10 protein-coding genes are annotated in these 12,824 nt (G+C 70.5%); 9 read left to right on the top strand and 1 reads right to left on the bottom strand.

Annotated features, from left to right (window positions below; translation table 11 throughout):
* On the top strand, positions 1 to 531 hold the full coding sequence (locus EDD32_RS01975; RefSeq protein ID WP_123914159.1) for a DinB family protein: 531 nt from the start codon (positions 1 to 3) through the stop codon (positions 529 to 531).
* Positions 528 to 1,337, top strand: coding sequence for a carbon-nitrogen hydrolase family protein (locus tag EDD32_RS01970; protein ID WP_123914157.1), 810 nt, complete (start codon positions 528 to 530; stop codon positions 1,335 to 1,337). The genes EDD32_RS01975 and EDD32_RS01970 overlap by 4 nt, the downstream gene beginning before the upstream one ends.
* Before the next feature lie 157 nt (positions 1,338 to 1,494).
* On the opposite strand, the gene EDD32_RS01965 is transcribed toward EDD32_RS01970, so the two are convergent.
* Positions 1,495 to 1,773 (bottom strand): Fe-S cluster assembly protein HesB, encoded by a 279-nt coding sequence (locus tag EDD32_RS01965; protein ID WP_123914155.1) that lies wholly within the window; start codon positions 1,771 to 1,773, stop codon positions 1,495 to 1,497.
* A 341-nt stretch (positions 1,774 to 2,114) separates the two neighbouring features.
* On the opposite strand from EDD32_RS01965, the gene EDD32_RS01960 reads away from it, so the two are divergent.
* From EDD32_RS01960 to EDD32_RS01930, 7 genes are all read left to right on the top strand, one after another.
* Positions 2,115 to 3,752, top strand: a complete 1,638-nt coding sequence (locus EDD32_RS01960; protein WP_123920064.1) for a peptide ABC transporter substrate-binding protein — start codon at positions 2,115 to 2,117, stop codon at positions 3,750 to 3,752.
* A gap of 159 nt (positions 3,753 to 3,911) precedes the next feature.
* On the top strand, positions 3,912 to 4,838 hold the full coding sequence (locus tag EDD32_RS01955) for an ABC transporter permease (RefSeq protein WP_123914153.1): 927 nt from the start codon (positions 3,912 to 3,914) through the stop codon (positions 4,836 to 4,838).
* The gene (locus tag EDD32_RS01950; RefSeq protein ID WP_123914151.1) at positions 4,831 to 5,817 is read left to right on the top strand and encodes an ABC transporter permease; all 987 of its coding nucleotides are present in this window, start codon (positions 4,831 to 4,833) and stop codon (positions 5,815 to 5,817) included. The genes EDD32_RS01955 and EDD32_RS01950 overlap by 8 nt, the downstream gene beginning before the upstream one ends.
* Positions 5,814 to 7,526: a dipeptide ABC transporter ATP-binding protein gene (locus EDD32_RS01945; RefSeq protein WP_123914149.1), complete on the top strand. Its 1,713-nt coding sequence runs from the start codon at positions 5,814 to 5,816 to the stop codon at positions 7,524 to 7,526. Before EDD32_RS01950 ends, EDD32_RS01945 begins: the two co-directional genes overlap by 4 nt.
* 394 nt (positions 7,527 to 7,920) lie before the next feature.
* The gene (locus EDD32_RS01940) at positions 7,921 to 8,904 is read left to right on the top strand and encodes an ABC transporter permease (protein WP_123914147.1); all 984 of its coding nucleotides are present in this window, start codon (positions 7,921 to 7,923) and stop codon (positions 8,902 to 8,904) included.
* 1 nt (position 8,905) lies between these two features.
* Complete coding sequence (locus tag EDD32_RS01935) at positions 8,906 to 9,904, top strand: ABC transporter permease (RefSeq protein ID WP_123914145.1); 999 nt, start codon at positions 8,906 to 8,908, stop codon at positions 9,902 to 9,904.
* Positions 9,905 to 9,972: 68 nt separating this feature from the next.
* Complete coding sequence (locus EDD32_RS01930) at positions 9,973 to 12,042, top strand: ABC transporter ATP-binding protein (protein WP_123920063.1); 2,070 nt, start codon at positions 9,973 to 9,975, stop codon at positions 12,040 to 12,042.
* Positions 12,043 to 12,824 lie beyond the last annotated feature (782 nt).

Raw genomic sequence — 12,824 nt, 5'->3', positions numbered from 1 at the left:
ATGGACATCGCCCCGGACGACGCCATCGCGCCCGACACCAAGGACTGGACCTGGGTCCTCGAGCGCCCGTGCCCCCAGTGCGGGCTCGACGCCCGCGCCGTCGAGCCGGAGGACCTCGGAGCCGGTCTCCGCGACCTCCTCCCACGGTGGCAGAGCGTCCTGGGCCGCCCGGACGCCGGCGAGCGTCCCGACGCCGCGACGTGGTCCCCGCTGGAGTACGGCTGCCACGTGCGCGACGTCTGCCGACTCATGCGCACCCGCCTCGACGCCGTGCTCCGTGACGACGACCCGGTCTTCGCCGACTGGGACCAGGACGCGGCCGCCGCGGGGTACGCCGGGGCCGGGCCCGCCGCGGTGTGGAGAGAGCTCGCCGACGCCGGCACGGACCTCGCGGCTGCGTTGGATGCCCTGCGGCCCGAGCAGCGCGACCGGCCCGGCCGTCGGTCGGACGGTGCGACCTTCACCGCGACGACCCTCGGGCGCTACGCCCTGCACGAGGTCGCCCACCACACCTGGGACGTGCGCGGATGAGGATCGCCGTCGCTCAGCTCGAGGCCACGCGCGACCCGCAGGACAACCTCGCCGCCGTCGCCTCCCTCGTAGCCGGTGCGGCGGGTGAGGGTGCCGGACTCGTCGTGCTGCCCGAGTACGTCATGTCCTACGACCCGCACCCGACCGCCGAGGCGCTGACCGCCGTCGCCGAGCCGCTCGACGGCCCCTTCGTCACCGGGCTGGCCCGGCTCGCCGAGCGCCACGGCACCGCCGTCGTGGCCGGTCTGGTCGAGACCGGCGACCCCGGCGAGCTCCCCGCCAACACCCTCGTGTGCCTCGGCCCGGACGGGCGCCTGCTCGGTGCGTACCGCAAGGCCCACCTGTACGACGCCTTCGGGGACCGCGAGTCCAAGCGACTCCGGCGGGTCGTGCCTGAGGCCGTGGTGGTGCCCCTCGGTGGGCTGCACCTGGGCCTCATGACCTGCTACGACCTGCGGTTCCCCGAGATGGCCCGGTTCCTGCTCGACGCCGGGGCGGACGTCCTCCTCGTGCCGGCCGCCTGGGTGGCCGGGCCGGGCAAGGCCGACCACTGGGACACCCTGCTGCGGGCCCGCGCCATCGAGAGCACCGCCTACGTCATCGCCGCCGGCCTCACCGGCCCGGCGTGCACCGGCCGTTCCATGGTGGTCGGACCGGCCGGCGAGATCCTCGCCCGGCTGGGTGCGGAGACCGGGTACGTCGTCGCCGACGTCGACCCGGGGGAGGTGGCGCGGGTGCGCGAGCGCAACCCGAGCCTGGCCAACCGGCGCTTCGACGTCCGGGTGCGCCCAGACGTGCATGAGTGACGTGGTCAGACATGCATAGGTACGGAGCGGCCGTCCGGGAGGGCTGATGTCCGGGCGGTGCGACACCCCACCGCGGGGCACCGCAGCGCCGGTGCGCGAACGAGGGCGGCCCGGTCCGCAGACCGGGCCGCCCTCGTGCGTCAGTCGTGCGCCGAGGTCACTCCTGGGGACGGAGCGCGAAGCCCACGCCCTGCTCGGTGGCGCCGGCGTCGAGGGCGTGGCCCGACAGGAGGGGAGCGGTGTCCTCCGCGACGAACACGCGGGCGCCGTCGTCCTCGATCACGGCGTCGGCCGGCTGGGGGGCGGGGACCAGCGTCAGCTCGAGCTGGTCGTCGTTCTCGGTCGTGGCGATGCGCATGCCGCCCTCGGCGGGCAGCCCGGCCTGGGCGGTGAGGTCACGGACGGCGGCCTGGGCGGTGTCGGTCAGGGTGAGCATGTCTCTCCCTCTGTGTTGAATGCACGGACCCATCCACCCTCGGGGAACGTCCGACGGGGTGCAACCCCGGGCCCCCCGTGCTCGGGGCCACGTCACCACCGGCCGTGACTGTAGTCCCGCGGCCGGGTCCTGTGAATACCTCGTGTCGGGATTCTCACAATGTGGTCACGATCGCGTAACGATCCAGACAGGGGGCTTTCGTCGCCCCCCGACCGACCTATCGTTTCCCGCATCCCGCGCAAGCGGACGGACCTTCCGCGCGGTCAAGGCGGAGCTGGTACCGACCCGAGGGCGGAGAACGTTCCGCTCATCTATCAGGAGGAACATTGAAGACCAGGCGTATGGCTGGCGTGGCTGCGTCGATCCTTGCTGGATCGCTCGTGCTCGCCGCGTGCAGCGGCACTGATTCCGGCAACGGCGGGGAGACCGAGGGCGGCGGCGAGGAGACCACGGCCGCCGAGGGCGGTGCAGCGAGCGGGGAGATCGTCAGCGTCAACGGCGTGGAGCCCCAGAACCCCCTCGTCCCGGGCAACACGAACGAGACCGGTGGCGGCAAGATCGTCGATCTGCTCTACGCGGGTCTGTTCTACTACGACGCTTCGGGCGCCGTGCAGAACGAGGTGGCCGAGTCCATCGAGACCGAGGACAGCCAGACCTACACGATCACGCTCAAGGACGGCTGGACCTTCACGGACGGCTCGCCGGTGACCGCGAACAGCTTCGTGGACGCCTGGAACTACACCGCCCTGCTCAGCAACGCGCAGAACAACAGCTACTTCTTCGAGGGCATCGAGGGCTTCTCGTACGACGAGGACTCCGAGCTCACGGGCCTCGAGGTCGTCGACGACCTCACCTTCACCGTGACCCTCAAGCAGCCCGAGGCCGACTTCCCGCTGCGCCTGGGCTACACGGCGTACTACCCGCTCCCTGAGGTCGCCTTCGAGGACATGGAGGCGTTCGGCGAGAACCCGATCGGCAACGGCCCGTACATGATGGACGGCGAGGGTGCGTGGGAGCACAACGTCGGCGTCGACGTCGTGCCGAACCCCGACTACCAGGGTGGCCGCACGCCGGCGAACGGTGGGGTGGAGGTGCGCTTCTACGAGGGTCTCGACGCTGCGTACAACGACCTCCTCTCGGGCAACCTGGACGTCATCGACGCCATCCCCGACTCCGCCTACGGCACCTACGAGGAAGAGCTGGAGGGCCGCTCGGTCAACCAGCCGGCCGCCATCTTCCAGGCGTTCACCTTCCCCGAGTACCTGCCCGAGTGGGCCGGTGAGGCGGGCAAGCTGCGCCGCGCCGCCATCTCGCACGCGATCAACCGCGAGGAGATCACCGAGACGATCTTCCAGGGCACGCGTACCCCAGCGAGCGACTTCACGTCCCCGGTCATCGACGGGTGGTCGGACTCCATCCCCGGCTCCGAGGTGCTCGAGTACGACGAGGAGCTCGCCAAGGAGCTGTGGGCCGAGGCCGAGGCGATCGAGCCCTTCACCGGCTCGTTCACCATGGCGTACAACTCGGACGGCGGCCACCAGGCCTGGGCCGACGCGGTGACCAACAACGTGCGCAACGTGCTGGGCATCGAGGCCGAGGGTCAGCCCTACGCCACGTTCGCCGAGCTGCTCGACGACCGTGACGCCGGCACCATGACCGGACCGTTCCGCTCCGGCTGGCAGGCCGACTACCCCGGTCTGAACAACTTCCTCGCCCCGCTGTACTACACCGGCGCGGGCTCGAACGACGGGCAGTACTCCAACCCCGAGTTCGACGAGCTGATCAACCAGGGCAACGCCGCTGAGTCGGTCGAGGAGGCCAACGAGATCTTCCAGCGGGCCCAGGAGATCCTGTTCGAGGACCTCCCGCAGGTCCCGCTGTGGTACTCCAACGTCAACGGCGGTTGGGCCGAGGGCGTAGAGAACGTGGAGTTCTCCTGGAACAGCGTGCCGCTGATGTACCAGGTGACGAAGGGCTGAGTCCAGCCTTTCCGTGTCACTGACGATGGGGGCGGGGCCTACGGGTCCCGCCCCCGTCTATGTCCGCCGCCGGGTGAGGACGTATCGTCGTACCTCGCATGCGCGCGGCGACGCACCCGCCGCTGCCATCCGAACAACAGCCAACTAGGAGGCGACTCGATGCTCTGGTACATCGGGCGCAGGGTCCTGCAGGTCATACCTGTGTTCCTCGGGGCCACGCTGCTCATCTACTCCATGGTCTTCGCCATGCCGGGCGACCCCGTCGCCGCGCTCGGTGGCGACCGGGGCCTGCCGGAGGCGGTGCAGCAGCAGATCCGGGACAGGTACAACCTCGACGAGCCGTTCCTCGTCCAGTACCTCCTGTACCTCAAGGGCATCGTCACCCTCGACTTCGGCGTGACCTTCTCCGGCCGCGAGGTGATCGACGTCGTCGCCCAGGCGCTCCCGGTGACCTTCCGCCTGGCCATCATGGCGCTGGTCTTCGAGGCGATCCTCGGTGTGACGGTCGGCCTCGTCGCCGGTCTGCGCAAGGGGGGCATCTTCGACGCCACCGCCCTCGTCACGAGCCTCTTCGTCATCGCGGTCCCGACCTTCGTCATCGGCTTCGTCCTGCAGTTCGCCGTCGGCGTCGAGCTCGGGTGGCTACCCACGACGGTCGGCGGCAACGTCAGCTTCCGCAGCCTGCTCATGCCGGCGATCGTGCTGGGCGCGGTCTCCTTCGCCTACGTGCTGCGGCTGACCAGGACCTCGGTGGCCGAGAACATGTCGGCGGACTACGTGCGCACCGCCACGGCCAAGGGGCTCTCGCGCAACCGCGTCGTCACCGTCCACGTGCTGCGCAACTCGCTCATCCCGGTCGTGACCTACCTCGGGGCGGACCTCGGCCAGCTCATGGCCGGCGCGATCGTCACCGAGGGCATCTTCAACATCAACGGCGTGGGCGGCACCCTCTACCGGGCGATCCTGCAGGGGGAGTCGGCCACCGTCGTCTCCCTCACCACCGTCCTGGTGATGATCTACATCGTCGCGAACCTCCTCGTCGACCTGCTCTACGCCGCCCTGGACCCGAGGATCCGCTATGCCTGACATCGTCCACACCAACGCCCCGCGCGTCCCGGAGCCTGTCGCCGCCCGGCGACACCAGGAGCACTTCTTCGCCGAGCTCGACGAGACGGGCCTCGGCGCCGTCGACGCCGTCCAGGACACCGGTGCGCCCTCCAGCCAGTGGAGCGAGGCCTGGCAGAAGCTGCGGCGCCGGCCGACCTTCTGGGTCTCGGCGATCATCATCGTGGCCGTGCTGGCGGTGGCGGCTTTCCCGAGCCTCTTCACCTCGCTCGAGCCGCGGTTCTGCGAGCTGAGCAACAGCCTCGGGGACCCCACGGCCGGGCACCCGTTCGGGTACGACCGCCAGGGCTGCGACATCTACTCGCGCACCATCTACGGGGCGCGCGCGTCGGTCACCGTCGGCGTGCTGACCACGCTGGCGGTGCTGATCATCGGGACGATCGTGGGCTCGATCGCGGGCTTCTTCGGCGGCTGGTTCGACACGATCCTGTCCCGGGTCACCGACATCTTCTTCGCGATCCCGCTCGTGCTCGCCGCGATCGTCATCATGCAGATCTTCAGTCAGTACCGGAACTCGTTCATGGTGGTGGCGGTTCTGGCCTCGTTCGGGTGGACATCCATCGCCCGCATCACCCGTGGGTCGGTGATGAGCGTGAAGAACAACGACTTCGTCACCGCCGCCAAGTCGGTGGGCCTGGGCAAGTTCGGCATCCTGACCCGGCACATCCTGCCCAACGCCGCGGCACCGATCATCGTCTACGCCACCGTCGCGCTGGGTACGTTCATCGTGGCCGAGGCCACGCTGAGCTTCCTCGGCATCGGTCTGCCGCCGTCCATCGTCTCGTGGGGTGGTGACATCTCGCAGGCTCAGACCTCGCTCAGGTCCCGACCCTCGGTGCTGTTCTACCCGGCCGGGGCACTCGCGCTGACCGTGCTCGGCTTCATCATGATGGGTGACGCCGTGCGCGACGCCCTCGACCCGAAGGTGCGCAACCGATGACCACCCGAACGACCACGGAGGAGTCGCCGACGGCAGTGGACCCGAAGGTCCCGCTGCTCGAGATCCGCGACCTCGAGGTCGCGTTCCGCTCGAGCACCGGGATGGTGCCCGCGGTGCGCAAGGCCAACCTCACGGTCTACCCCGGCCAGGCCGTGGCGATCGTGGGGGAGTCCGGCTCAGGCAAGTCCACCACCGCGCACGCGATCATCGACCTGCTCCCAGGGACCGGGAAGATCACCGGCGGGTCCATCAAGTTCGCGGGCAAGGAGCTCACGTCCGCGTCCCGCAGCGAGATCGAGCACCTGCGCGGCCGCGAGATCGGCCTGGTCCCGCAGGACCCGATGACCAACCTCAACCCCGTGTGGAAGATCGGTTTCCAGGTCGAGGAGACACTGCGCGCCAACGGCGTCACCAAGAACCGTGCCGACACCAAGAGGCGGACTGCGGAGGTGCTCGCCGAGGCCGGCCTGCCCGACGCCGAGCGGCGCGCGAAGCAGTACCCGCACGAGTTCTCCGGCGGCATGCGCCAGCGAGCCCTCATCGGCATCGGCTTGGCGGGCGACCCCCGGCTGCTCATCGCCGACGAGCTGACCTCGGCGCTGGACGTCACGGTCCAGAAGAAGATCCTCGACCACCTCGAGACCCTGACCAGGGAACGCGGCGTCGCCGTCCTCTTCATCACGCACGATCTGGGGCTGGCGGCCGAGCGGGCCGAGCACCTCGTCGTCATGCACCGCGGGCGGGTGGTCGAGTCCGGCCCGTCACGGCAGCTCCTGGCCAACCCCCAGCACCCGTACACGCAGCGTCTCGTGGCCTCCGCGCCGTCGCTCGCCTCGCGCCGCATCCAGAGCGCGCACGAGCGCGGCGAGCAGTCCGAGGAGCTCCTCGCCCACGACGAGGGCCAGGTCGCGCGTGCCGCGAACATCGTCGAGGTCAAGAACCTCACCAAGGTGTTCCACCTGCGCGGTGCGCGGCCCGGCGCCGGCACGGACTTCAAGGCGGTCGACGACGTCTCCTTCGCCATCCCGCGCGGGAGCACGACGGCGCTGGTCGGCGAGTCCGGCTCGGGCAAGTCCACCGTGGCGAACATCATGCTCAACCTCCTCGAACCCACCGAGGGCTCGGTGATCTTCGAGGGCACGGAGGTCGGCTCGCTCGGCCGCAAGGAGCTGTTCGACTTCCGGCGACGGGTGCAGCCCGTCTTCCAGAACCCGTACGGCTCGCTGGACCCGATGTACTCGATCTTCCGGGTCATCGAGGAGCCCCTGCGGGTGCACGGTGTGGGCGACAAGAAGTCGCGGGCGGCCCGCGTCGCTGAGCTGCTCGACCTGGTGTCCCTGCCGACGTCGACGATGCGGCGCTACCCCAACGAGCTCTCCGGCGGCCAGCGCCAGCGTGTCGCCGTCGCGCGGGCGCTCGCGCTGAGCCCGAGCCTCGTGGTCTGCGACGAGGCCGTCTCCGCCCTGGACGTGCTCGTCCAGGCGCAGGTGCTCACCCTGCTCAACGACCTGCAGACCGAGCTGGGGCTGACCTACCTCTTCATCACCCACGACCTCGCCGTCGTGCGGCAGATCGCCGACGAGGTCGCGGTGATGGAGAAGGGCCGCATCGTGGAGATGGCGAGCACCGACGAGGTCTTCGACCACCCGAAGCAGGCGTACACGCAGGAGCTTCTCGCCGCGATCCCCGGGGCCAGCCTGGAGCTGTGACCGCGAGGCCGCCCGCCACGGCGGGCGGCCTCCGGCACGCACCCGGAAGCACCGGCCCGACCGGACGCTGCACCGGGGGCTCGTCGCCGGTGTCCGCACGCGCGCACGCTCGCCGGAGGGCTCGCACCGAGGAGGGTCCGCCGCGCGGCCCGCACCGAGGCGGGTCCGCAGGGCGCACCGCTGCCCCGGCCACACCGCCGTGCGCCGCCCGTCCAAACCATGTCAGGACACCGGTCGGCCGAAACATGATGGTCATGGACGAGCATGTAATCTGTCTCGATGTCACCAATGGCGTGGATCACACTCCGAGCCAGCGGAACCCCCCGTCGGTGAGGCCGGGCGCCCGTCCCACCGGGCGGCCACCCGCGTCCCTCCTGAGCACGAAAGCCACCCCATGCTCCTGTACCTCGCTCGCAGGTTCCTGAACTACCTGGTCCTGCTCTTCATCGCGATCTCGCTGGTGTACATGCTCGCGGCCACGCAGCTCGACCCGCGCAGCCTGTACGAGATGCGCAACCCCCCGATCGACCCGGCGGCGATCGAGAGCTCGCTGACGTCGTTCAACCTCAACGACAAGACCCCGGTGCTCGAGCGGTACTGGATCTGGCTCACCGGCGTCCTGGGCTCGTGGGACTGGGGCCGCAGCCCGTTCGGCGAGTTCGTCAATGACGAGATCGGTACCCGCGCCTGGGTGTCCCTCCGGCTGGTGACCATCGGGTCGCTGCTGGGCATCACCATCGGCGTGGCCCTCGGGGCCTGGACCGCGACGCGCCAGTACAGCGTGAGCGACCGGATGATCACCCTCGGCTCGCTCGTGGTCATCTCCACCCCGATCCTCGTCATCGCGGTCGTCCTGCAGATCCTCGCGGTGAAGTTCAACCAGAGCACCGGCACCCAGTTCTTCGAGTTCCTCGGCGAGACCGGCCGGCGCGGCGACAGCGCGCTGTCACCCCTGTGGGACCGGCTCCAGCACCTGCTGCTCCCCACCATCACCCTCACCGTGGGCGGGGTCGCCTCCTACAGCAGGATCCAGCGCAACCTCATGCTCGACACCCTCGGGGCCGACTACGTCCGGACCGCCCGCGCCAAGGGTCTGCGTCAGAACGTCGCCCTGCGCCGTCACGCCCTGCGGACGGCGCTGATCCCGACCGGGACCTACTTCGCCTTCACCATCGCCACCCTCGTGCTCGGTGCCACGTTCACCGAGCTCGTCTACGGCTGGCACGGGATGGGCATCTACTTCGTCCAGGCGCTCCAGGGCCAGGACGTCAACGGGTCGGTGGCCGTCGCGGCCTTCGGCGGCGTGTGCGTGCTCGTCGGGGCGATGCTCTCCGACGTCCTCGTCGCCGCCCTCGACCCCCGAGTGAGGGTGAGCTGAGATGACCACGACCAAGCAGGAGGACAACGACGCGCCGCGTGTCGAGCTCGACCGCGAGCCCACCTCGGAGCTCGCCGGGCCGCTCGTGACCCAGCTGCCGGAGGTCGCGGCGGGCGGGCTGCCCGTCGGCACCCGGCGCCTGTCGCGCCGCACGATCGTCGCGCGCCGGTTCCTGAGGAACAAGACCGCCGTCGTGGGGCTGGTGGGGTACGTCCTCCTCGCCGCGTTCGCCGTTTTCGGCCCGTCCCTCTCGCCGTGGACCTACACCCAGATCGACCAGACGGCGTTCCTCAAGCCGCCGAGCGAGGCGCACTGGTTGGGCACCACCCAGGCCGGGCGCGACGTCTTCGCCCTCACGGTCGAGGGGCTGCGCAAGTCGATGATGATCGGTCTGGGCGTCGCGGCCCTGCAGACGGCGATCGCCGCCACCGTCGGTGCCTTCGCCGCCTACTACGGGCGCCTGTTCGACAAGGTGGCGCTGTGGGTCATCGACCTGCTGCTCGTCGTGCCGTCGTTCTTCGTCATCGCGATCCTGTCGGTCCAGACCGGCGGCAGCCGCGGCTCGGTGCTCATGCTCATCGTGCTGCTGGCCGGGCTGGGCTGGATGCTCTCCGCGCGCGTGGTCCGCTCGATGACGCTGGGCATCAAGAACCTCGAGTACGTCACGGCGGCGAAGTACATGTCCGTACCGACGCCGCGGATCATCGTGCGGCACATCCTGCCCAACATCTCCTCCCTCCTCATCATCGACGCCACCCTGGCCGTCGCCTCGGCGGTGCTCGCGGAGACGTCGCTGTCCTTCTTCGGCTTCGGCGTGCAGGCACCCGAGACGTCGCTGGGCACGCTCATCGGGGAGGGCCAGCGCACCGCGGCGACGTACCCGTGGATCTTCCTGGCGCCCGCGACGGCGCTGACGACGATGCTCGTCTTCATCAACTTCATCGGCGACGGCCTGCGCGACGCCCTTGACCCCTCGTCCAAGTCCGGAGGACGCGCGTGAACATCCTCAGTCGAAGCCAGGCCGACCGGCCGGCACCCCTGACCGACAGCCTCCAACGGTCGGCGCGCATGCGTGGCGGGCCGGTGCTCGAGGTGGAGAACCTCGACGTGCGCTTCCCCTCCGAGGACGGCTCGGTCCACGCCGTGCGCGGGGTCTCCTTCGCCGTCCGCCCGGGGGAGGTCCTGGGCATCGTCGGCGAGTCCGGCTCGGGCAAGTCGGTCACGTCCATGGCGGTCATGGGACTGCTCACCCCGAGCGCGAGGGTCAGCGGCTCGGTGCGGCTGCAGGGGGAGGAGCTCCTCGGGCGCTCCGACGCCCACATGTCCGCCATCCGTGGCAAGAACATCGGCATGGTCTTCCAGGACCCGCTCTCGGCACTGACGCCCGTGTACACGATCGGCGACCAGATCGTCGAGGCCCTGCGGGCCCACGGCCGGACCGACGAGGGGGCCTCGCGCAAGCGGGCCGTGGAGCTGCTCGACCTCGTCGGCATCCCCAACGCCGCGGTGCGGGTCAAGGCCTTCCCCCACGAGTTCTCCGGTGGGATGCGCCAGCGGGCCATGATCGCCATGGCGATCGCCAACAACCCTGACCTCATCATCGCGGACGAGCCGACCACCGCCCTGGACGTCACGATCCAGGCGCAGATCCTCGAGGTGCTCAAGACCGCCCAGCGCGAGACCGGCGCCGCGGTCATGATGATCACGCACGACCTCGGCGTCGTCGCCGGCATGGCCGACCAGGTGGCGGTGATGTACGCCGGCCGGGTCGTCGAGCACGGGCCGGTCGACGACATCTACTACCGCTCCACCATGCCCTACACGATCGGCCTGCTCGGCTCGCTGCCCCGCCCCGACGCCGAGGAGAAGCAGGCGCTCGCCCCCGTCGAGGGCAACCCGCCCTCGCTCCTCGACCTCCCGCCGGGGTGCCCGTTCGCCGCCCGCTGCCCCATGGCGATCGACGTGTGCCGCACCGTCGAGCCGGCCCTGGCGCCCACCCGCGGCGAGGGCCACACCGCTGCCTGCCACCGCTCGGAGGAGATCGCCGAGCAGGACCTCACGTTCCTCGAGATGTACCCGGTGCCGCGCATCATCGAGCGGCCGCTGGCCCGGCTGCCACGCGCGGAGCGCGAGGAGGTCCTCGCGGTGACGGACCTGGAGAAGCACTTCCCGCTCATGAAGGGCTCGGTGTTCAAGCGCCGCGTCGGGACCGTCCATGCCGTCGACGGCGTCTCGTTCGAGATCCGCGCGGGGGAGACGCTCGCCCTCGTCGGCGAGTCGGGCTCCGGGAAGACGACGACGCTGCTGGAGATCCTCGACCTCAAGCCGCCCTCCAACGGCAAGGTGGTCGTCCTGGGCAAGGACGTCGAGTCCCTGGGCGGCCGGCGCGACCGCAAGGCCGTGCGCCGGGACCTCCAGGTGGTCTTCCAGGACCCCATGGCCTCCCTCGACCCGCGCATGCCGGTCTTCGACATCATCGCCGAGCCCATGGAGGCCAACGGGATCCCCAAGAGGCAGCTGGAGGACCGGGTCCGCGAGCTCATGGCGCTGGTGGGCCTGGAGCCCTCCCACGCCAACCGCTACCCGCAGCACTTCTCCGGCGGGCAGCGCCAGCGGATCGGCATCGCGCGCGCGCTCGCGCTCGAGCCGAAGCTCCTCGTGCTCGACGAGCCGGTCTCCGCGCTGGACGTGTCCATCCAGGCCGGCATCATCAACCTCCTCGACGAGCTGCGCGCCAAGCTCTCGCTCAGCTACCTCTTCGTCGCGCACGACCTGTCGGTGGTCCGCCACATCGCCGACCGGGTGGCCGTGATGTACCTGGGCAAGATCGTCGAGATCGGGGAGGTGGACAAGGTCTTCGAGACCCCCACGCACCCGTACACGCAGGCGCTGCTCTCGGCCATCCCGGTGCCCGACCCGGTCAAGGAGCGCCAGCGCGAGCGGATCCTCCTCGTGGGGGACCTGCCCTCCCCGGCGGACCCGCCGTCGGGCTGCCGGTTCCGCACCCGCTGCCCGAAGTTCCTCGTCCTGAGCGAGGACAAGCAGCGGCGCTGCGTGGAGGAGGAGCCGGCGCTCATGCCGATGGGCGGGGACCAGCGGTCCGCCTGTCACTACGCCCAGGCCGTCGAGGTCTTCTGACACAAGCGTGCCGCAGGCCGCGCGGGCGAGGGAGGGGCTGCGCACCGGACACGGTGCGCGGTCCGTCGCGTGTGCGGGCACGAGGGCACGGCGAGCCGCCCAGTGCCCGCGGGCACGGTGAGCTTGCTCCCGCCCGCGGGCACGGTGAGCAGGCTCGCGCCCGCGGGCAGGTGAGCAGGCTCGCGCCCGCGGGCAGGTGAGCAGGCTCGCGCCCGCGGGCAGGTGAGCAGGCTCGCGAGCGCGGGCATGGCGAGTACTCTCGCTCGCTGCCACGGTGAGCGAGGTGGATCGACGCGTCGCCGTGAGCGGGGACATCGTCGGGGACGTTTCGGCGGCGTAGCGCCGTCGGAAGTGACCCGATGCCCAGATCTTCCCCGGTGCGCTGTCGAGGGGGTCCCGCGCGCCCGGATCTTCCCCGGTGCGCTGTCGAGGGGTCCCGAGTGCCCAGATCTTCCCCGGTGCGCTGTCGAAGGGTCCGAGCGGCCGGATCTTCCCCGGTGCGCTGTCGAAGGGTCCGAGCGGCCGGATCTTCCCCGATGAACTCCCCGGACCTTCCGTCCGGTGCGACGGAGGGCCGCATCGGCCGTCGACCGCCGCGCGCCGCGTCGACCGCCGCGCGCCGCGTCGACCGCCACGCGCCGCGTCGACGGCCGCGTGGTGCGGCGCGGCGGGCTCAAACCCGGTGCCGCCCGGGAGCGCCGAACCGGTTTCGGAACGATCAGAACGCTTAAGTCTCCCGAGTGTTTCGTCCGGGTCTCAATTAGGTCACAAGTCCGTCTAGA

The sequence above is a fragment of the Georgenia muralis genome (assembly GCF_003814705.1).
GTDB lineage: Bacteria > Actinomycetota > Actinomycetes > Actinomycetales > Actinomycetaceae > Georgenia > Georgenia muralis.
This window is presented reverse-complemented; position numbering and strand designations above follow the sequence as displayed.